This window comes from Actinoallomurus acanthiterrae (assembly GCF_054775715.1).
In genome coordinates this window covers 417971-438195 of the sequence record NZ_BAAHCO010000001.1, presented here as the reverse complement: position 1 = coordinate 438195, position 20225 = coordinate 417971, and the positions used below count along the sequence as shown (strand labels likewise).

Genomic DNA, 20225 nt, shown 5'->3' with positions numbered 1-20225 from the left:
GCCGGGCATCTGCTGTCGAGGTGGTCACCCCGGCGTGACGTTCGTGGAGCCTGCCCGCGACATGGGACACAGGCCGGGCCGAAGCTCCGATTTCCTGCTGCTACGACCCGTGTAGTAGCTTCTGGCACGGCTTCCTTGATCCGGGAACCACCGGGGGCATCCAGGTGGCCGCGCTGCCCCGCACCCGGCGTCGCGTGCGGTCGTGAACCCCGTGTCGCGTTGGTCGAGCAGGAGGCTGATGTGCCGTGTCATCTCGCGACGGCCTGGTGAGTGACCGAATGCACCCGCGGGCCGATACGGCGCGGCATTCCGATGGACAACTGATCGTCATCATCTCGGCGAGTGTCGGCGCAGGTCATGACGGCGCGGCCACCGAAGTCGCTCGGCGTCTTGCGACGGCGGGATACCGCGTGACCCGACTCGACTTCGTTGATCTGTTCCCCGCCCGTCTCGGGCGGTTGCTGCGCGCCGGATATCGCCACTTGCTGGTCGTCGCGCCGACGGCGTACCAGCGGATCTACGCCACGACCGAGCGCTCCTGCCGCCCGGGTCTGGCCCTGCGAGCCTTGCTCCGCAGCGCCGAACGCCGCACCCTGGCGGCACTGCCGCCGGACACCCGCGCGATCGTATCGACCCACCACGCGGCCGGCCAGGTGCTCGGCGGGCTGCGCCTCCGCGGTGACCTCACCGTGCCAGCGCTCACCTACCTGACCGACTTGTCGGTACATCCGATCTGGGTCGCGCCGGGTATCGACGCCTATATGGCCATCCACCCGATATCCGCCGATCAGGCTCGTGCCTTGGGCGCCACGGTGGTCCCCGTGACGGGACCCGTCGTCGATCCGGCCTTCTCCCCGGCCACGCCGGCCGAGCGGGCGGCGGCACGAACCCGCTTCGGGCTGCCGGAGAACGCCCCGCTCGCGCTCCTGGTCGCCGGTTCCTGGGGCGTGGGATCCGTTCGGGAGGCGGCCACCGAGATCCTGGACAGTGGCATCGCGGTACCCGTCGTGGTGTGCGGTCGCAACCAGGCTCTGGCCGACCGGTTGCGGCACGACGGCCTCGGTCACGTTTACGGCTGGGTCGACGACATGCCCGGCCTGATGCGGGCCTGCGACGTCCTCGTGCAGAACGCGGGCGGCCTGACCAGCCTGGAAGCGTTCGCCAGCGGGCTCCCGGTGGCGAGCTACCGCTGCATTCCCGGCCATGGCCGGACGAACGCCGCCGCCCTGGAGGAAGCGGGCCTGGCAACGTGGATCCGGGAGGCGGACCAGCTCAAACCGGTCCTCGCCGAACTCCTCGACGGACCACTCGGCCGTCGCCAACGCACCGAGGCGCTCAGACTGTACGAGGCCGGCCCCGGCCCGGTACACACCATCGCCTCGGTCGTCACGGACGGGGCCGCCGCCGCACGTACGAGGAGCGACCCCAGCCTGGCGCGGCGCAGAATCAGGATCTTCGCCGCCGCCGTGGCCGCCACCGTCTGCCTCGGCATCAGCGCCGGAGCCGTGGAGGGCCGCCTACCCGTACACTTCCACTCGCCCGCAGAGTTGCCAGAGGCACATCACCGATGACATCCGCACGCCTGATCCGATCCGCCCTGTGGGCCGGAGCCGCGATGGCACCGGCATTGGCCGCCGTTCATGCGGCCCCCGTCATCTCCACGTTCGGGCCACTCCGCAACCGCGTGATGCCCCGCCTGTCCGGACGAGGCCGGCCCGACCACGTCTCGATCACCTTCGACGACGGCCCCGACCCCCAATCGACCCCGCACTTCCTGCGCCTGCTGGAAGCCCGCGGGATCCACGCGACCTTCTTCCTGCTCGGGTCCATGCTCGAGCGCGCACCCGGCCTGGCCAAGGAGATGGCCGCCGCCGGGCACGAGATCGCCATCCATGGCTGGGCACACCGGCCACTGCTGATACGCGGCCCCCGCGCCACGTACGACGACCTCGCCCGCGCGCGCGATGTCGTCGCCGACACCGTGGGAAAGGAGCCACGTCTGTTCCGGCCCCCGTACGGCGTGATGAGCACCAGCGCGCATCTCGCCTGCCGCCGACTTAGCCTGACCCCGGTGCTGTGGACCGCCTGGGGCGAAGACTGGCGCGGCCGCGCGACCGCGCAGACCGTGTACGACACCGTCAGCCGCGATCTGGACGGTGGAGGCACCATCCTGCTTCACGACTCCGACTGCACCTCGGCCAGCGGTTCCTGGCACTCCACTCTCGGCGCCCTGCCGGCTCTCCTCGATCATTGCGCGGAGCACGGCCTGCACGTCGGCCCGCTCAGGGACCACGGGATGCGTACGCGGGCGTGGGCCGATCGCCGAGGCGAGATGCGCGCCCGCCTTCCCACAGTTTCTCGAGCGGCTGAGTGATACGACGCTCCCGCGTTCCCTGATCAGCGCGCCGTCCTGCGGTCCTGGCCGATCAGGTCTTGCCGTGCGGAGTGTCCATGTGCTCCTCCGCCAACTCCTCGAACGAGGCGCCGTCGAGCAACCGGTCCAGCGCGTCGATGAGGTGGGGACATTCGCGCGCGGGATGCTCCGCCGGGCACATGAGCGCATGGCTGAGGAAGTCCTTCGCGCCTTGGGCCCTGGCGATCAGCGCGTCCAGCTTCTGGATCTGCCCGCCGACCGTCTCGCGCCACTGCTCGCTCCCCTCGTCGAGCACGGTGGCCGCCGTGTCGAGGCCGATACCGAGCCGCTGCGCGATCTGGATGAACGCTAGGCGCCGCAACTCCGGCCGGCCGTACACCCGCGTTCCGTGTACCCGCGCCGCCGGTCGTACGAGGTCGCGTTCTTCGTAGTAGCGGAGCGCCGAGGTTCGCATGCCGAGCCGCTTGGCGGCCTCACCGATGGGGATCAGGTCCACGTCGACTATTTGACTTCAAGCCGACTTGAAACGACAGCCTGAGTGCATGGAATCCACGACGCCCTGGACCCTGGACACACCGACCCGCTCGCCGTTCGCGATGCCGAAGGGACTGGCCGGGCGGCTCGCCGGCCGTCTGATGCTGTGGATGAACCGGCAGCGGGACATACTCGACCTGCTCGACGTCCAGGCCGGGGAACAGGTGCTGGAGGTCGGCTACGGGCCCGGCGGGCTGATCCGCCTACTCCAACGGACGCCCGCGAAACGCATCTGCGGTGTCGACCCCTCACCTGAGATGCGCGACCTCGCCGGCCGACCACACCGGACACAGATCGCCGCAGGCCGGATCGACCTGCGGCTGGGCATGGCCGACCATACGGGGTTCTCCGACGCGGAGTTCGACTGTGTGGTCTCGGTGAACAACGTCGCGCTCTGGCCGGACCTGGAAGCCGGCCTGCGCGAGCTACACCGGGTGACACGTCCCGGCGGACGGGTGCTGATCGCCTGGCACGGCGGTACCCGGCCGTCCCGGATCGCCCGCGGCCTCGCACTGCTCGACGACCAGCTCGCCCGCATCGAGCGCGGTCTCGGCGGCCTGTTCTCCGATGTCACACGCTATGAGCTGGCGTCTCTCACCGCCTTCGCCGCGGTCCGCTGACGGGCCGGGACCGTGCCCGCCTGCCAGCTGATCTCCGCGAGGCCGGCTCAGCGCCGAGGGCGTCCTTCGCGCAGCTCTTCGACCGCCTGGGCCACGCGACGCTCCCGCGTCTCGGCCTTCTTCGCCTGCTCGATCCAGGTCACGTACGCCTTCTTGCGGGAGGGCGACAGCCCGTCGAAACAACGCTGGGCGTCCGCCTCGGCCCGCAGCGCGTCTGCGAGATCGGCCGGTACGGCCAGCTCCTGCGGCGAGTCGTCGAGCTCGACCTCGACGTCCGCCTCATCACCTGCCGCGATTCCGGCGGCCTTCCGGTGCTCCGCACTGACCGGGATCTTCGTCACGCCGCGCATGCTCCCGAGCGTGATCGAGTACGCGTGACCGTTGATCGCGACCTTCACCCGGGCACGCTTACCGCCCCCGAGCCCTTCGACGACGTCAACCGGAACGTTGATCCCCGTCGCCGTCTTACCGTCCAGCTGAACCGTCGCGCGGAACCTCATGGACCCGATTATGCGCGAAACCGCAATCATTCACCGGATCTCCCTTGCGAGGGTGGGTGGTACACCCAAGGACGCCGCGCCACAATCTGGCCTGCTCATCGCGGGCAACAGCTACGGCTACTTTGGCGGCTAATGCTCTGACTCAGCACTGCTCATGCCACTGGCTCGCGAAGTAACGGCGCACTCGACGCAGTGCCCGCCATCTCCGCTGTACGTGCTGTTGCGCCACTGAGCAGGGGTCAGGTCCGGGTTACTCACTCCCGCTCCCGCCTCTCATTTGATCTAGAAACCTCGTGCGACCTCCTTGATCAGCACCCGGGAATCACTTGCATTGAGCGCTGATGCCCGGAGGTGATCAAACACCAAGCTACCTCGCATCGTCTCCTCTGGCTTCTCCAGATATAGGCAACCCACCAGATGCTCGATGTACAGGACATCGGGATAGCCATCGAAGGTCAGGAGTATGAAGGGCCCGTCGATCGCCGCATGGACTCCCGCACGGTACGGCACCACCTGGACTGAGATGTTCGCCAGGTCACCGAGTTCTAACAGGTGGTCGAGCTGCGCCCGCATCGCTCCTCGACCTCCTACTATGCGGCGCAGGGCTGCTTCCTCGACGACCTGAATGACGTGGAGAGAATCCACAGACGAGGTGAGGCGCTGTTTGCGAGCGAGGCGGACATCCACCATCCGTTGGATCTCGCCGTCCGTCCGAGGGCGGGCGCCGCGATAGATCGCCCGCATGTACTCCTCGGTCTGGAATGGTCCGGGGATGAGCTGGACGTCGTAGGCCCTATACGTCCGGGCCTCGTCTTCCAGAGCGAGGTAGTCGCTGAAGCCTGCCTTCACCTCGTCGGTGTAGTCCTGCCACCACCCTCTCTTGCGAGCGTCGCGGGCGAGCTGGATCAGGTCGCGTCGCTGTGGGCCGGTGACACCGTAGACCTCCAGAAGCTCCATGACCTCACCTGAGGTCGTGCGCATGTTGGCGTTCTCCATACGGCTGAGCTTCGACGTGTCCCACCCAAGCAACCGGCAGACGTCGTCACCCGTCAGCCTGCGTTCCCTGCGTAGGCGTTTCAGCTCCCTGGCGACTCGGCGGGCCCGAAGCGTCGGTGTGTACGTCACGGCGTCTCCACAATTTGTTTCTGAACCACTTGTGTGATCCGAGGGGCTGCGTCAGAGTGTAGTCAGCCGGCCACGGTGAGCTACCGGCATTCGGCAAATTGCGGCAACGGCCGCGATATGCCGATAGCTGCCCACAGTGGGGGCACCAGTGGCCGACGCTCGAACCAGCGCCGACCACGACAGCGAGCGGCACCCCGGTCGCTTCGCCAACCCGCGACCCTGGATTCGTGTGGAGCGAGGGACAACCAGGGCAGCGGCCTCAAATAGCCACAAAGAAGGAGGTCCTGTGGAGGTCTATCCAGACGGCCGCGAGCTCGTCTGGCGACGGGCTTTCCCGGGCCTAGCGGAGCACGCTCGCCCGGCCCGCGAGTTCGTCGCCTTCCTCCTCGCAGATCTTCCAGCCCTCGATGATGCGGTCCTCGTGACCGGCGAGTTGATCGCCAACGCTCTCCGCCACACGGCATCCGCCACGCCCGGCGGCCAGTTCCTGATAGAAGTACGCCGCCACTCCAAGGATGCGACTATCGCATTAACGGATCAGGGAAGTTCCAAACAACCTAGGGTGCCGACCCTCGATAACCTCTCCGAATGCGGGCGAGGGCTATACATAGCCAAAGCTGCCGCCACCAAGCTGACCTGGGCTGGAAGCTCGGCCGGCCGTACATTTACGGCTGTCTTTGAGAACAAGATGCGATGACCGGCGCCCGCGTACCGCGCGCCACGAAGTGTCTAGTGCGATAATCAGCCTCTGACAAACGCCGGCTCAGCGCCTACTCAGTCTCGTAGCCAATATCTCTCAGCAGAGATTGCATCTCAGCCTTCGGTAGGGACTTGTCCTTTTTTATGCTATTGCCGACTATGTTCGGAATAAAGCTTGTATCGATATCGAGATCACCAAGAGTGTACAGGTCGTAGCCGTTTTCTTTGGAGCTGCGGATATCGAGGCCAAGTTCACGGAGCTCGCGAATGCGGCGTTCGGTGTGGACGGAGTCACCGGTCGCTATGCGGAGCAAGGCTGCCTGGACTGGCGCGCCTCGGCGCTGCAGGAGGAGGGTAAACAGCTCCTCGTGAACGCGGCTGCCGTACGGGACCCTCAGGTAGCGGTCCGGGACCCGGTCGACATAGCGGTCGTGGATCTCGTCACGGAGTTGCTCACGCAGGTCGTGGAAGGCGGCGTTGCGTTCGTCGATGTCAATGCGGATGAATGCCTGCATCGACTCAGCGAGGAGCCTCTTAGCGTACAGGTAGGAGTCAAGCAGATCCTGAGGCGAAGTGCCGGATCGGAGCTGGGTGAGCAACTGGGCGACGGCCAGTTCTGCGTCTGGCTTTAGCTGGGTCCAGTCGTCGAGGGGGCTCACGGTTTACCCGCTCCTCTCTAGCGATCAGCCTATAGACACTTCAGGAGGATAGCGGAGAATATGGGCATCCTCCCCTGCATCCTGGACTGCTGCCACGTCACCCAACCATTCCCGCAGGAAGTCGGCGGCGGGTTGGTCCGGAGATTCGGCGCGCATGAAGGTGACCTTGCTGCCGAGGCGGACTCGCGGGTTGAGGGAATCATTACGCCCGAGTTGGTCTTGGAGGTCGAGGCCAACCGCGAAGCGGCGGATGTCCGATACGAAGTCAAGCACCACGACGCGATCCTTGCCGGGGGCGAGCCGCAGCCCCCGACCGAGTTGTTGGACGAAGATGCGACGACTGTGGGTGACACGCTGGAAGACGACGATGTTGACGTCGGGCACATCGACGCCCTCATTGAGGATGTCCACGGCACACAAGATCCCGGTCTTCCCATCCGCGAAGTCCCAGAGGATACGGCTGCGGGTGGGGATGTCGAGAACCTTTCCGTCGCCAGTCTTCGAGGCGATGACTTCGGCCCGCGTGAAGCCGAGAGCATTGATCCGGGCCGCCATCCGCTCGGCATGGTCGATTGTGCCACAAAACACAATTCCGCGTGGATTGGGCTGTTCACGCCACGCTTCCGAGAGGCGCAGGACCACAGCGTCGTCCCACTCTTCAATAAATAGGGTACGATTGATTCCTCGCGGCGAGAGGGCGGGAGATTCCCCGGAAAGGCCTTGGACTAGCGCCTCCCAGTTAATGTTGTCCGTGTACATCCGGTAGTCCACGTTGGACAGGTATCCCTCACGCAGTCCGCGTACGAGATCGATGTCGACGACAGGAAAGTCGAACCACTGATGCAATGCCTTTCCATCTGGTCGCCACGGCGTTGCTGTCATGCCTACAAGGAATGCGCCACCGTCCCCGGCCGACAGTTCGTTTAGCACGGTGTCATATGCCCTGGTGCCGAGATGGTGACATTCATCTACGATCACGAGATTGAAGTCGGGAAGTTCGCGGCCAGAGTTGGCGGCACTCGCTACGCTGTCGACGCAGGCGAAGATTATGTCTAGGTCCGCCAGAGTGTCCGTGCTTGGTCGCTCGTAGCCATTCCACACGCCAGTCGCAGTGGTTGCAGAGAGCATGGGCCAGAATGACCGTTCGAGCTGGTAGACGAGTTCGTTGCGGTGGGCTAGGACGAGGGTCTTCGAGCGAGCGCGGAGTTTTGCATACCGTCGATAGAAGTCCGCAGCGACGAAAGTCTTCCCTAGGCCAGTGGCCAAGACAACCAGAGCGCTGCGGGCTCCAGCAAGGTGTTCTCCCATAATCCGGTCGACGGACTGTTCCTGATATGACCTGAGCTCATATTTGTCGGGCATCCGCTCCGCTAGGGCTGCGAGGGGGATCAGGTCGGCCTGTTTAAGGAGGGTGCGCCGGTCCCAGAGCTGCAGGGGAATCCCCCTAGCAGCAAGCTGCCCGCGCTGTACGTGTACCGATGATTCGAAGCCGTTAAGCCCGACCAAGACGGGAATGTCTGCGTCATACCGCCGGCATGCGGCCAGTGTCTCTACGACCGCGCTCGGACCAACAGGCGTGCGCCATCGTTTCACCTGGAAAAGCCAACGTCGGCCGTTGAGCGTCGCGATGACGTCAGCACCGCCGTCGCCAGAGGCGCCGACGCGCTGAACAGCCTCGTAGCCACGGGCCAGCAGGAGCCGTTCGATTACCCGCTCGAACCCTTGCCACCCGGTATCCGCGATGAGCAGGTCAGTGACAAACCGCTGCGTCATGACAGCTTGTTGGACAGAAATTCCACGGCGGCGCGTGCGCGTACCACCAAAAGCTGCTCCGGCTGCTCATACCGAAGATACGAGGCGCAGTCTTGAAGACAGCGCAGGTACTTGAGCTGAAGATCATCCTGGAGCTTGCCGGCGACGACCATTCCAAGCTGCGCTTCGCTCGGCCACGGGTCACTCCAGACCCGGCCGTCGAACCAGGACACGGGATACTTGCCGAAGAAGTCGGCGATGGCGTCACGGGAGCAGTACTTCAGGTAGCCACCACTCTTCAGCCTGCCGAGCTCGGCCAGGTCGACGCCAGCGCTGATCATCTCCTTGGCCATGGCGAGCTGGTCTGCCTCGGGCAACTCGTCGTAGAAGTCGCTGGCATTGGGAGCATCGAGGATCCGCTCGATGATGTCACTGAACAGTTGCCTGATGTCCTCCCGAACAATGTCTGGATTATCGGTGACAGCGTCACCCCAGCCTTGAATGAGCAGTTCGGTGGTGAGAACAGCGACCGTGTGGCCGGGCTTGCCGTGCATCTCGGGGTGCAGCTGGTAGAGATACTGGGCGGCTTCTGACGCGATCAGGTATTCCGGTCGCAGGCCACTGCTGGCGAAGACCGGATGCTTCAGGTCCACGAACACATTAAGCATGCCCGGCTTGATCTCCGTAACGAGAGGAACAGGCGGACGGCCGTACATCGCGGCAATAGGCTGATAGACAGCGTGCACTACGACGTCGAGCGGGCCAGTTTGCTTGCCGTTACCGAGCGCGAGAACGAGTGATGACGCTCCGAGGTCGGGCAGGATCTCGGATCTTTCCCGGAGGATCTCAGGATTGGCCGGGTGGGGAGCGCCTTCAGGGCTGCCGCAGGTGCCGCAGCGGTCCTCGCCCGGCTTGTTATCGGCCTGACAGACCGCACAGCGCCAGGGAAAGCGGACCTCGGGATTCTGATCAGTCCCGCAATGCGGACAGATAGCCGCTGACCTGAGGATCTTCCGGCGGCACTCGGAGTTCAGGCAAGACCTACCGATGAGAACCTCGCCGCAGCCAGCGCAGGCTTCAGCATCCTTGACGTTCTGGAACATGCATTCCGGGCATTCAGGGAGTTCCTCGATAGGCGGCTCATTCGCTGTCTCGACGAGTTCCCACCATCGGGCGTCGTCATAGTAGCCCTCTCGTCGGTTCCGGAACCGCTCGTAGAAGTCCTTCTCCACGTCCCGCGAGATCCGCTCAGCTTTCCGCTTTGCCGTGTTGAACTGGCCCATGTACATGTCTGCACGGCCGAAGTTGCGGACTTTACGATACCCCTGGAACAGCATGGAGATCGGAGATTTGTTGGGTTCGCCATCCTGCCACTTGCTAGGCAGCAGTGAGCCACCACGCAAAAGGTCGATGGCGCTCTTCCATTCCTCGGTCGCTATTTGGAAGTTCTGCTTCTGGAAATCGACCGGTACGTGGTCGAGGTGGATTTCGCCGATGATGCGGCCGTACTGCTGGTCGATCGGATATTCCCGCTCGCTTTTTCCCGTGACCGGATCTTCGTGTACGAAGAACGCTTCCTTCTCGTCAGTCCGGATGGCGCGGCCGTTACGGATCAGGTCGATTCCGAAATCGTCCTTGTCGTCGTACCGCTGGATACCGACCCAGCCATGTATCCGCTGCGGAATCTCACGGCTCTCGGTGCGGCTGCAGCGCGGGCACACCTCCGCGCCTCGGAAATCGACACCGTCGTACAAGCACCGCCGGGAGCGACCAAGTTCCTCGTCAATACGGAACAGCGCCGGTATCCTGCCGTGCCCAGGTCGTTCTACGAAGCGTTTCTCAGACCACGCGCAGTGTTCAAAGCCCCGGCACTGCTCCCCGTTGAGCGTAATACGGATGTCCTGCTCGGCGTTACCGCGGAGGATCGTCGCATACCGGCGGCCGATCCGGTCGCGTAGTGTCGCCTTAGGTATACGGCTAACCTCGCGAATGAAGCCATGGTTGGCGTCGCCGTTGGGCCACCAGTCACGGATCTCTACGATCGTGCCGTGTTCCAGACCTGGCGGTCTCTCGATCGCCTCGGCTGTAACTTCAAATGTCCCGCGCCGAACCAGCTCCGGCAGGTCGAGTGTCACGCTGATGGCATGGGAATCTTCGGCCCTTGCGGAGATGACCTGGGTGACCCTACCGAGCTTCCCGGTAGCAATGTTGAAGCCCATGCCGAACAGACCCAGATTGTCAAAGTGATTCTTCGAGGTGTATCCAGCGCGCATGGCGTTCGCGATGTGCTGCTCGCTCAGGCCAGGTCCGGTATCACGTACGCGGACAACTCCCTCGCCACGATCTACCTTACTCAATCCGGGGACCTCGATGACCACATGGCGAACGGGTGAGGGATTCCCCGCGATCTCGGCCGCCCGGAACGAGTCGATCGCGTTGTCGATCAGCTCACTCAACGCATCTAGTGGGGTGATCGGCGTGCGCGTCAGCGCGACCAGCACCTCCGGCGTGGGCGTGATGTCAAGTAGCTTGTGGGTCATGGGGAAGGTCCTCGATCTCGATGTGGACATCCTGGGGCAGAGAGATATTTGACCCTATTGTCGATCTCATTTCCTCAGAAATGAGCCTTTATCAAACGGTTCATGTGCTGACTTCAGAATCTGCATCCGCGCGTTGCGCAAGCTGCCGCTGCGCAAGTCGCAGCAGGGATGCGCGGTCCGCCCTCGGCGACGCTTCGATAATCTGTGCCATCCATGGCGCAATCCAGGTCGAGCTGGGCGCCGGGAATTCCCCTCGGCGCAGAATTGTCCCCTGGATCCAGTCCGGTGAAGGCGGCAACTCGCCCGTGGCGACAGCCAGAAGGTCTACCGCAGGTTCGCCGAGCTCCTGTTCACGCAGGCCCAGTTCTAGGGTTACTCCCACCAGCCACCATTGGAACAGGCGGTGGCTGGTACCCGTGACAGCAGCTCTGATCGCTGCACTTGATAGGCGAGCCGCTCGATAGGCCGTCAACGGTAGTCCCTCGGGGAGAGAGAGGGCCGCCGCCTCCTCGGCCGTGACGGCTTCTTCGAACTTATCGTCAGTTTTTTCGCGGGCCTCTGCCGTACGGCTGATCTCTTCTACGGTGCTGGAAGTTATCTTGGCGTCAAGGAACTCAGTAATCCCCTCGAAGAACGCCTTGGTCTCCACAATGAGCAGGTCGGCGTTTGTACGGCTGCGAAACTCATTGATGAGGGACGGCCATGGTCGCCGCGAGTCCGAGCCAGACCCGGGGGATTCGTACCAGTCAGCCTTAATATCGCCAGAAACGAACAAGGCACGCTCCCATATGGCTGTATCCCGAACATGCGTGATCATCTCTTCCCAGAGCAGATAGTCACCCGCTGCCTGAAGTGCAGTCGGCTTACTGGCGTCAAGAAATCCGGGCGGGATCTTGTTCGGGTATCGGTATTCGACAGCCTGCTCGATATGCTTCCGCAGTTCGGCAGGGCTCGGCGCGAGCCCAATCCTGTCGCCGTACAGTACCGTGACCTCGGGGAGGACCGGATCCGAGCCGCCACTGATATCGTTAAGCCCGATGTCCTGGGAATCTCTTAGCTTGTCGATGCGCGCACAGAGCGTTTGTCGCCACGGCTCGATGAGCTCTTTAAAGTTCGCCTGGTTAATCAGTTCATCCAACTCCGCCTGGCCTGCTTCGTCGGCGGCGAACGTATCGAGCAGAGACTTCACCCCGTCCAGCGCCCCCTGAACGTCCTTCCATGCTTCATGGAGAAGTCGGTCGAGTTGTGTCTTGGCTCGCCGGAGCTTGTCGGTACGATCAGCGATGACACCTCGCCTATTTCTGACGAACTCTAGACCGACCTGATATGGAAGCCAGAGCCGCGGTGCGACCAGCCGCAGTGCGTCAAGGATCTGATTTCGGGCCTCTGGTGTGTACCGGTAAAGGTCGAGCAGCACGTTCGTGTCGAGAACGATCAGCGCGTTAGTAAAGAAGGCTCGCCGGCCGTCCCCGGCCCGCCCGCTATCTGGCTCGATCCAGGCTCGATACTGGTGCAGTAGCGGCGGTGTTGGACTGGTCGACCCATTGGTCACGCGAAGCCCCCTTGCTCACGTCCGGGGAGAAGCTTCTCGCCATGACCCCCTGCGGTCAAGAGCTTACGGGGTTCAGCCGCCTGTTGATCCGCCGATCAAGATCTCCGCGGTAAGGGACACTCCTTTGGGCATAAGAGTGTCAGACCGAATCTCGCGTCGTCGGACTTGGATAGCTCGCTGTCGCACCGATGGAGGACCGCTAACCACCTACGTCGGCAGCTTGCGGCAGCCAGGACCGGCAGATCCTACTTTCAGTGCAACAACTAGCTGATCGTAGGGAGTTGCATCTGGAATGCCTCGTGGCGCGGGTGCACTTCCTGGCCTGTAAAAGCCTTGAATTCGCCCAGACGGTAAACGGTGCTACTTCCGCGCACCTTTTCTTTAATCTCGAAATCGCGTTTTAGGTGATTGATATGCCGCTCCAGCGTATGCTGGTCGAGCGGGTGAGGTAGAGCCCGGGAAATCTCGTCGACACCCATGTAACGAGTTGATTTACGAAGAACTTGGTAGACCGGATCATGGACCGGCCTGACCTCTTCGATGAGCGTCTTGGCCTTGGTTTCGTGGGTCAACGCTTTGCGAATTGCCGTACCGATCGCCTCAGCAATAGGGGGTGGAAACGCGTTCCCGATCTGCCGATATATAGACGTCTTTCGGCCGGAGAACTCCCACTTATATCGGTCGTCGTCCCAGCCCTGAATGCGGGCTACCATCGGCCAGGTAAGCTTGGGCACCAGGTCGATGGGATCGTCCGGGCCTGGTGCATCGTTTGCGATCCCCCAGCCATCAACGCCCATTTCCGCCCAGGCCGCTTTGGCGCGTGTTGGCCCGAGGTCGGCACCGCCGTGCTTCTTTGAGCCACCGACGATGGTGGGGGCGATCTTATTAGCTTTCTCGCGCCATGCGTCGGCGCCCCGCCATCCGTTTGCAGCCATCAGGTCATGCAGAAGCTCGCCCACAGTAGGAGGTTCAGTAGGGAGGGGATCCGGCCAGTCAAAGCGCGAGAATTCTTCGGGCCGCATGGCTACAAGAACGAAGCGTGGACGGAGCTGCGAAACCCCGAAGTGCGAGGCTTGAATGAGCTTCCAATCCGCAATGTAGCCCATGTCGTGGAGCTCATCCAATACAGCCTGGCGATAGGCCGTGAAGCGGTTCATGCTCAGTCCGCGCACGTTTTCAAGCAGAAGTGCACGCGGCTTCATCACACGGCATTGCTGGACCGCCCACGCGAAAAGATCACGCTCGTCCGTCGCCCCAAGTTGCTTGCCAGCGATAGTGAAGGGAGGGCACGGAACCCCGCCGGCGAGCAGGTCGATTCCGCGGTAGGCAGCTGGAGTCCAGACGTCAGGGGCGGCGACGTCGCCCTCGGCCACCTTCCACCGGGGGCGATTCAGACGCAAGGTGTTGCACGCGTTGGCGTCGAGCTCCACCACGAGCTCGTGCTCAAACTTCGCAAGCTCAAGGCCGAGTGACTGCCCCCCTGCACCAGCGCAGATCTCAATGACCCTAAGCTGCTTCGCCACAGAGTCCTCCTGTGGTGCCTGAGTGTCCAGCGGGGAAGCAGTCATGAGCAGTATCTTCTCTCATGTATGCCCCCGACTGGCGAATCGAGAGCAGAACCCGGCGAGATCGTGTCTGACGCACCTGGCAGCGACGCTCGCGAGCAGGCTTGGGCAAAGGGCCTGTACCCGCGTCCGATGAACGAGGGACGGTCGCGCAACATGCGCGCTAACCGGCGCTCCAACACCAAGCCCGAGGTAGCGCTGCGTAGTGCACTGCATGCTCTCGGCTATCGTTACCGCAAGGATCTCCGGCTTGATCTTCCTGGCGGGGTCCGCGTGCGGCCGGACATCGTCTTCACGGCACGCAAGGTGGCCGTCTTCGTTGACGGCTGCTTCTGGCATGTCTGTCCCGAGCACGGCAGGGAGCCAACCACCAACGAGTGGTACTGGACGCCCAAGCTTCGCCGGAACATGGAGCGAGACCGGGCAGCAAACGCTGCCCTGGAAGCAGCAGGCTGGTGTGTGGTACGCCTGTGGGAACACGAGCCCCTCCCTGCTGCTGTCGATGCCGTCATACAGGCAGTAGGACCAGCCTCTGCCGAACGCAGGTTCGAAGGTACAGCCGAGCACTGACGAAACAAGTAGGGGGTGTCCGCTCCCCCTTGCGGCCCGGGCGGGAGCTAAGAGTGACTACCCTCCTGTGTCCTTACGTCGGGTATCCGGCAACTGCGGAGCTGGCTCAACGGGATCAGAAGGCAACGCAACGACCCACTGCTGACCTTCAAGCAGCGCAAACGGGGCATCGCCATGCTGTGACGCCCGACGGGCAAGCCGCGCACTAACCGACTCGCCTGCGCCCGGCACTGGCAGCCCAAGAGCCTCAGCGATCCTTCGATGGCTGGTGTACTGGCCGAAGATCACGATACCTCCGGGTCGGAGGTTGCTGCGTGAGCCACCGTTGCCCCGAATACGCTTCATGTAGTCGTCTTGCTGGGCGACGGTTGCCACGACGTTCCGGCTGATTGGCCGTCCCTGAGCAAGCCGGAAGAGTGTGTCCACACGCTTGCTGCCGCTTGAGTAGCTGAAAATCTTATCGACATGCTGCGGTGGGATGTGCAGCAAAGCATTCTCAGGCAGTGGCTGGTTCCAGTAGATCCAGTGGACGGCCTGCTTCCCAGCCTTGGACAGCCACCGCTTGCGGTCTCGGTTGCCCTGAGAAGCAGAGAGAACGTCCTCGCGAGCACGGATCAAACCGGCTGACCACTTGCCCTCCTGATCACTGGCCCAGAGACCAAGAAGGAGATGTCCTGCCGCTTCGGGCGGGATCATCCAGTCCCCCAGTTTCTGGGAAAACTTGCAGTCCACGTCTATGCCCTGGATCGCGAAATCCATGCTGACGCCGTCCTCAAAACCAAACTCTCGCTGGAGATTGATCTCGACGAGAGTGCCGAAGTGAGTCTTCTCTGTCTTGTGGAGCTGGCTCCACTTGTAGCGGCCTGTGTGCTGACCGTCTAGCAGCATGTCGTATGTGCGACGTAGCACGCGAGCAGTCCGCACCCCCTCCGGATCCTCCTCGTTGAAGAACGCTGCCACCGAGCGCAGCTGAGGGTCGTCGGGTGTCTCGAGGGCGAAAAGCGTGGGTTGATCCGCTGACGCTGACACGGGGGCAGGCTAGCGAAACTTATGATGAAATGCCCAAATTGCCTGTTCGATGCAACGCCAGATGTACCGGCGTGTGCGATCCGGCCGACCACCAAGTCAGCCCACGCGTTCTCCGCACGCTGGCGCGGCCACGTCCTGGCCTGGATCGCCGCACAGCCTCCCGGCACCGGCGACGTCGAGGACCAGGCGCTGGCAGCCGCGAACGCCCGCCCCCTGGATTCGAACGCGCTGACCCGAGCAGATCGGATACTAGGCCGCCCCCGGCGAAATCGTCGGCCAGTACTCTCCGGTCGGCGCCGTCCCGGTCGCGTGACGTCACTGCGGGAGGGTGCTACTCCTCGTCGGAGACGGCTTCTAGTTCGCCGGCGCGGGCGGCGAGGGCGGCCCTGCGCTTGCGCATCGTGGCCACGCGCTCGTTGACCGACAGGGTCTTGTGGGGCTCGGCGTGCACGACGGGGATGCCGCGCTCGGCGGCGCTGAGCACGAGCGCCTCGCCGACCTGCGGCATTGAGCACAGTGCGAGGCTCGAGAACAGGCCGGCGGCTGCGGTCTTCTCCTTGCGGATCCGGCCCCGGTAGACGATCTCGCAGGCCACCCGGCCCGGCAGCTCGCCCTCTGGAGCCTCCTCGATCCGGTCTTCCAGGTCCACGGCCATGGCCATCACGATCTGCAGCACCTTGGTGACGGCCCACTTGCGTCCGGGCGCCGGTGGGAGCCGGTTGCGGAGGTCGTCGATCGCGAAGTCCCAGACGGCGCCGGAGGCGAGCTCGGTCGCCGTGCGGGTGCGTACCTCTATGACGCGCTCCCACTCGACTTCGTCGCCGTCGAAGCCGATCTCCTTCGGCCCCACCGCGATCGCGCCGAACCTGTCCAGCGGAGACAGCAGCTTGCCGATCAGCTCGGGTGCCTTCGGATGCCGTGTGATCATCCCGCCGATCGACAGACGCCACTCTTCCGTCAGGGGAAGGACCGGCAGCGGGACGGACGCGAGCTGTTCCATCACCCAGTCGTCGGCGTCCCGGGCTGCCGCGGCGGCGGTGCCGCCGACCTCGGCCGCGCCGCGTCCGGTGGCACGGACCGCGTTCGCCCCGGTGTCGAACGCCGCCGACGCGGTACGCCTGACGTCGCCTGCGCGGTCCTTGAGGCCCATCGAGATCCTCCTCTTCCCCGTCGGTCCGGAGAGCTTACTGGGCGGGCCGAAACCCACTCGATGTGCGCATCCGGTTTGCCGGACGATCAGCACTCGTCCTACAGCGGGATCACTTCGGCGAGGCGCTCACCCTGAAGTACGCCGCAGAGCGGGCATCCTCAGGACGCCGTCCGCAGGGAGGCGGCGGCGTGGAGGACCGCGGACCACTCCTCGGGGGTCGGGTCGTCCTGGGTGTGGGCGGTGAAGAGCGGGTTGAGGATCACGTCCGGCGTCTCACCGGTGGTGGGGTCGGGGCTGAACGCCAGTTCGATCATGCCGGGCACCGGGTCCTTGTCGAAGCGGTGCGCGATCGAGGTCAGGAGTCCGTCCAGAGTGGCGGTGGGCTTGACGGGCGGGAAGGTGACCGCGTTGCCGCAGCGGCGGGCCTGCTCCTCGTAGCGGTCCTCCCAGAACTCCACCTGCCAGCCGGGCCACAGATCTGGCAGCGCGGGTAGCAGGCCGGGGACGGCTTCGATCGACCATGCCCCGGCCGTACGAGAGCGGACGTCGACGTGCAGTCCGCTTTCCGGGATGACGGGCAGGTTCACCTGCGCGAGACCACCTGCGGGAAGCCGGTCCAGCAGGCCGGGGCCCTGCCAGGCGCTGTGGTCGTCCGCCCAGTCGAACGGGTACGCGGTCAGCCGGTCGGCCTCGTCCCGTACGGTCACCAGGTGCGGCGGCCAGTCTTCCGAGGGGTTCGGTTGCAGGTCGTCCGGCATGATCCGGTCATCGGAGACTCGGACGACAGAGCGGTCAACACCGACCTGGGCGGCGAGGTCGCCCAAGCCGTCGTACGCCCAGCGGACGTCCCAGCCCGGCCAGGTGAGCGTGAGCAACCGCATGAAGGCGCGTTTGGCGGACAGGTCCGTCATCAGTTCATCGCCGAAGAAGACGAGCCGGCGGCCGGGATGGTCGACGACGGCGCCGCCTTCGGCCCAGACGTCGTCGAGCCATTCATCTTGGGCGCACAGGCGCTGGGCGGTGATGAACCGGGTGGCCGCCGCAGGTCCGGCGACCAGAACGGAGCAGACCCGGTTGGCGGCCCAGTGGTCGTAGTACAGCCGCCAGCCGGTGTCGTCGACCAGGATGAAGTTCGCGCGCTGCCCCATGGCGCTTCATCCTGGCGCGCAGCACACGCCCACGCCACGGGATTACGCGGGCGCGGCCATCCCGTACGCACTCGATCGGGCGGAACTCACGGTTTCCTCCACAGAGCCGCTACTGGATGTTGAGCCTGATCGGGTGCGAAGGATCCGTCGGGCAGGTGAAGATGCGGAGTTCGCCGAAGCGGCCGACGACGATGTCCGGGTCGTCGCCGCTGTCCATGGTCAGGAACAACCGCATGCGCGCGCCGCAGGAGCAGTCGATGGGGATGAGGTCGGTGAGGTGCCAGCTGGGCCAGCCTCCGACTTTCCAGCCGGGGCGGCAGGCCAAGCCGCAGTCGAACTCGATACCGCGCGCGTCCGCCCAGCGGCAGCCCTCGTCGTAGCGATCTTCGGGTAGCTCGTCCACGGCCGGGCAGATCGACGATCTCCACCGGGGCGACGGCACAAGGTTCAGGGAGGTAGTTCTCGTCGGTTTGTTCCGGCCGGGGAGGGTTCAGCACCGTCTCCACCGTGGACGATGAGCGATACCTCAGTTCGACGTTGGGGCCGAAGTAGTACGACTGGTCCGGCAGTTCGTCGTGGTCGTTCGGGCACCACAGCACCTGCAGAACGTCCATCCCGGCCGGCCAGTGGTCTCCCGGTACGTCGCGGGAGTACAGCTGGACAACGGGCACCATCGGCACGCCCGGGCCCGAAGTGTCCTGCACCCAGCGGGACCTCTCCCACGTGGTCATGTCGAGCGACGACGCGCCCGCCATGATCTGGTCTTGGATGCGGGCCTCCTCGGACGTGACCTCGTACGCCCGGCCCGGATTCTGGCGGCGCCGTTCCTTCATGTCACGGTCGATCCGCTGCCAGGTTTCGCGCTCCTCGTCCGACAGCTTCTCGCGCACCTCCATCAGATGGGGCGCATGGCATACCGGCCACGGCTCGTCCTCCGGCCACAGCAGTGGCCCGCCGACGGAGCTGTCCCGGACACCGGGCGTACTCTCCGTCGGCCTCAGCAGAGTGGCCGGGCGGGCGTAGGGTGCGAACGCGGGAATGTCAGCGATCAGGGACTCAGCGGATGCCGACAAGGTCGCAGCCCTCTCGATGGATTCCAGACGGGCCCTGATCATGGCAGAGAGCACGAGGACCGGGGACCAAAAGGTCCCCATGGCACCCGCGGTCAGGTCGGCCGAAGGACCTGGTTGAGGAGTGGCTCTCCGGCGGCGAACCTTCGCAACTGCTCGGCGATCAGGCGTTCGGCACGCGGATAGAACGTCGCGGAGCCGCCGCCCACATGCGGGGTGATCAGCATGTTCGGTGTCGACCACAGGGGATGCCCGGCCGGGGGCGGTTCGGGGTCCATGACGTCGAGGGCGGCGCGCAGCCGTCCTGACCTCGTCTCGGTCAGCAGGGCGGCGGTGTCGATGGTGCCGCCGCGGCCGACGTTCACGACAAGCGCGTCGTCGGGTAGGACGGCGAGTAGGCGGGCGTCGAGGAGGCCGGTGGTCTCGGCGGTCAGCGGAAGGGTCGACACGACGATGTCCGCGTGCGGGAGTAGGTCCGGTAGGTCATCCACCCCGTGCACCGACTCGGCCGGGCGGGCGCGGCTGGCGACCCGGCGTATCTCCGTTTCGAAGGGCAGCAGCCGGGCCTCGATGGCGGCGGCGATCGAGCCGTAGCCGAGGAGGAGCACTCGTGAGCCGGCGAGCGAGCGGGTGAAGTGTGGCTGCCAGCGTTCCTTGTCCTGGTCGCGGAACCAGCGGGGCAGTTCGCGCTGCGCGGCGAGGATCAGGCCGAGGACGTGTTCGGCGACGCTCGCGTCGTGCAGGCCTCGGCCGTTGCACAAGGTGACGCCCGGTGGCACGTGTGGGAGCAGGTTGTCGACGCCGGCGCTGAGGCTCTGTACGGCCTCCAGTTTCGGCATCCGGCTCAGCGGTTCGAACGTCGCGGGCCCCTTCGCGTACGGCAGGACGTAGAACCGCACCTCGGACACATCCGCCGGGGCCGGGCCCGTACCGTCGTAGATCTCGACGGTGAGGGAGTCCGGCCAGCCGCCCATCAGGTCGGCGACGTGCGGCCAGGGTACGAGCGTGTCGGGTGGGACGCTCACGCGGTCACCTCCCAGGCGGGCGTGGCGCGGACCAGGGGGATCAGTGCTGCGGCGGTGCGCGACACGGCCATCACCAGGGATGCCGCCTCCTTCCCGCCGGTGGCTCGTTCAGCCAGCCTACGACGTGGGTCCCGGCGAACCCGCCCTGGGCAGCCGAAGGAGTTGATCAGCGCGCTGGACGGCCGGCCGCGCGGTGCGTCGGCTTCCCTGAGTAGGGCTGTCCCACGGCTTGCTGGCGGGTGTCTGTGGCTCGTCTTCCGCACGAGGTCACGCGCTTGTCGTTACGATTCAGTCCCATAGCGTTCATCGCCAC

At 64.7% G+C, this 20225-nt stretch carries 19 protein-coding genes; 5 read left to right on the top strand and 14 right to left on the bottom strand.

Annotated features, from left to right (window positions below):
• Nucleotides 1–278: 278 nt before the first annotated feature.
• Entirely contained in the window at nt 279–1571 is a 1293-nt protein-coding gene (locus ACYVF7_RS02130) for an MGDG synthase family glycosyltransferase (RefSeq protein ID WP_460357750.1), read from the top strand.
• On the top strand, nt 1568–2374 hold the full coding sequence (locus ACYVF7_RS02125) for a polysaccharide deacetylase family protein (protein ID WP_460333984.1): 807 nt from the start codon (nt 1568–1570) through the stop codon (nt 2372–2374). Before ACYVF7_RS02130 ends, ACYVF7_RS02125 begins: the two co-directional genes overlap by 4 nt.
• Nucleotides 2375–2426: 52 nt before the next feature.
• Here the strand turns inward: ACYVF7_RS02125 and ACYVF7_RS02120 are convergent, their stop codons facing one another.
• Nucleotides 2427–2870: a MerR family transcriptional regulator gene (locus ACYVF7_RS02120; RefSeq protein ID WP_460333981.1), complete on the bottom strand. Its 444-nt coding sequence runs from the start codon at nt 2868–2870 to the stop codon at nt 2427–2429.
• A 46-nt stretch (nt 2871–2916) separates the two neighbouring features.
• On the opposite strand from ACYVF7_RS02120, the gene ACYVF7_RS02115 reads away from it, so the two are divergent.
• Complete coding sequence (locus ACYVF7_RS02115) at nt 2917–3528, top strand: class I SAM-dependent methyltransferase (RefSeq protein WP_460333978.1); 612 nt, start codon at nt 2917–2919, stop codon at nt 3526–3528.
• Nucleotides 3529–3575: 47 nt separating this feature from the next.
• Here the strand turns inward: ACYVF7_RS02115 and ACYVF7_RS02110 are convergent, their stop codons facing one another.
• The 3 genes from ACYVF7_RS02110 to ACYVF7_RS02100 form a co-directional block, all read right to left on the bottom strand.
• Entirely contained in the window at nt 3576–4028 is a 453-nt protein-coding gene (locus ACYVF7_RS02110; protein WP_460333975.1) for a YdeI/OmpD-associated family protein, read from the bottom strand.
• Between the two features lie 129 nt (nt 4029–4157).
• The gene (locus ACYVF7_RS02105; protein ID WP_460333970.1) at nt 4158–4286 is read right to left on the bottom strand and encodes a DUF397 domain-containing protein; all 129 of its coding nucleotides are present in this window, start codon (nt 4284–4286) and stop codon (nt 4158–4160) included.
• Between the two features lie 24 nt (nt 4287–4310).
• Nucleotides 4311–5153: a DUF5753 domain-containing protein gene (locus tag ACYVF7_RS02100; protein ID WP_460333967.1), complete on the bottom strand. Its 843-nt coding sequence runs from the start codon at nt 5151–5153 to the stop codon at nt 4311–4313.
• 136 nt (nt 5154–5289) lie between these two features.
• Here ACYVF7_RS02100 and ACYVF7_RS02095 point away from each other — a divergent pair, with 136 nt between their 5' ends.
• Nucleotides 5290–5850, top strand: a complete 561-nt coding sequence (locus ACYVF7_RS02095) for an ATP-binding protein (RefSeq protein WP_460333964.1) — start codon at nt 5290–5292, stop codon at nt 5848–5850.
• Between the two features lie 73 nt (nt 5851–5923).
• On the opposite strand, the gene ACYVF7_RS02090 is transcribed toward ACYVF7_RS02095, so the two are convergent.
• The 5 genes from ACYVF7_RS02090 to ACYVF7_RS02070 form a co-directional block, all read right to left on the bottom strand.
• The gene (locus ACYVF7_RS02090) at nt 5924–6511 is read right to left on the bottom strand and encodes a glycosyltransferase family protein (RefSeq protein WP_460333961.1); all 588 of its coding nucleotides are present in this window, start codon (nt 6509–6511) and stop codon (nt 5924–5926) included.
• A gap of 24 nt (nt 6512–6535) precedes the next feature.
• Nucleotides 6536–8284, bottom strand: a complete 1749-nt coding sequence (locus ACYVF7_RS02085) for a DEAD/DEAH box helicase family protein (protein ID WP_460333958.1) — start codon at nt 8282–8284, stop codon at nt 6536–6538.
• Complete coding sequence (locus ACYVF7_RS02080) at nt 8281–10803, bottom strand: ATP-binding protein (protein WP_460333955.1); 2523 nt, start codon at nt 10801–10803, stop codon at nt 8281–8283. Before ACYVF7_RS02080 ends, ACYVF7_RS02085 begins: the two co-directional genes overlap by 4 nt.
• A gap of 100 nt (nt 10804–10903) precedes the next feature.
• Complete coding sequence (locus ACYVF7_RS02075) at nt 10904–12355, bottom strand: PIN-like domain-containing protein (protein WP_460333952.1); 1452 nt, start codon at nt 12353–12355, stop codon at nt 10904–10906.
• A gap of 263 nt (nt 12356–12618) precedes the next feature.
• The gene (locus tag ACYVF7_RS02070) at nt 12619–13878 is read right to left on the bottom strand and encodes a DNA cytosine methyltransferase (RefSeq protein ID WP_460333949.1); all 1260 of its coding nucleotides are present in this window, start codon (nt 13876–13878) and stop codon (nt 12619–12621) included.
• A gap of 174 nt (nt 13879–14052) precedes the next feature.
• Between ACYVF7_RS02070 and ACYVF7_RS02065 the strand changes: the two genes are divergently transcribed.
• Entirely contained in the window at nt 14053–14490 is a 438-nt protein-coding gene (locus tag ACYVF7_RS02065; RefSeq protein ID WP_460333946.1) for a very short patch repair endonuclease, read from the top strand.
• A gap of 57 nt (nt 14491–14547) precedes the next feature.
• Here ACYVF7_RS02065 and ACYVF7_RS02060 read toward each other — a convergent pair whose 3' ends face one another.
• The 5 genes from ACYVF7_RS02060 to ACYVF7_RS02040 form a co-directional block, all read right to left on the bottom strand.
• Entirely contained in the window at nt 14548–15450 is a 903-nt protein-coding gene (locus tag ACYVF7_RS02060) for a NaeI family type II restriction endonuclease (protein ID WP_460333944.1), read from the bottom strand.
• 400 nt (nt 15451–15850) lie between these two features.
• Nucleotides 15851–16669 (bottom strand): hypothetical protein, encoded by an 819-nt coding sequence (locus ACYVF7_RS02055; RefSeq protein ID WP_460333941.1) that lies wholly within the window; start codon nt 16667–16669, stop codon nt 15851–15853.
• A gap of 158 nt (nt 16670–16827) precedes the next feature.
• Entirely contained in the window at nt 16828–17817 is a 990-nt protein-coding gene (locus ACYVF7_RS02050) for a hypothetical protein (RefSeq protein ID WP_460333938.1), read from the bottom strand.
• 109 nt (nt 17818–17926) lie between these two features.
• Nucleotides 17927–18220 carry a hypothetical protein gene (locus tag ACYVF7_RS02045; protein WP_460333935.1) on the bottom strand — a complete coding sequence of 98 codons (294 nt, stop codon included), beginning with the start codon at nt 18218–18220 and terminating at the stop codon, nt 17927–17929.
• A gap of 762 nt (nt 18221–18982) precedes the next feature.
• Entirely contained in the window at nt 18983–19861 is an 879-nt protein-coding gene (locus ACYVF7_RS02040; protein WP_460357747.1) for a 2-hydroxyacid dehydrogenase, read from the bottom strand.
• Nucleotides 19862–20225 lie beyond the last annotated feature (364 nt).

Coding starts and splice junctions, on each gene's coding strand:
- ACYVF7_RS02055 (WP_460333941.1), bottom strand. CDS start 16,669: ATGGGCCTCAAGGACCGCGCAGGCGACGTCAGGCGTACCGCGTCGGCG.
- ACYVF7_RS02065 (WP_460333946.1), top strand. CDS start 14,053: ATGAACGAGGGACGGTCGCGCAACATGCGCGCTAACCGGCGCTCCAAC.
- ACYVF7_RS02130 (WP_460357750.1), top strand. CDS start 279: ATGCACCCGCGGGCCGATACGGCGCGGCATTCCGATGGACAACTGATC.
- ACYVF7_RS02115 (WP_460333978.1), top strand. CDS start 2,917: ATGGAATCCACGACGCCCTGGACCCTGGACACACCGACCCGCTCGCCG.
- ACYVF7_RS02080 (WP_460333955.1), bottom strand. CDS start 10,803: ATGACCCACAAGCTACTTGACATCACGCCCACGCCGGAGGTGCTGGTC.
- ACYVF7_RS02085 (WP_460333958.1), bottom strand. CDS start 8,284: ATGACGCAGCGGTTTGTCACTGACCTGCTCATCGCGGATACCGGGTGG.
- ACYVF7_RS02040 (WP_460357747.1), bottom strand. CDS start 19,861: ATGGGCGGCTGGCCGGACTCCCTCACCGTCGAGATCTACGACGGTACG.
- ACYVF7_RS02050 (WP_460333938.1), bottom strand. CDS start 17,817: ATGGGGCAGCGCGCGAACTTCATCCTGGTCGACGACACCGGCTGGCGG.
- ACYVF7_RS02110 (WP_460333975.1), bottom strand. CDS start 4,028: ATGAGGTTCCGCGCGACGGTTCAGCTGGACGGTAAGACGGCGACGGGG.
- ACYVF7_RS02125 (WP_460333984.1), top strand. CDS start 1,568: ATGACATCCGCACGCCTGATCCGATCCGCCCTGTGGGCCGGAGCCGCG.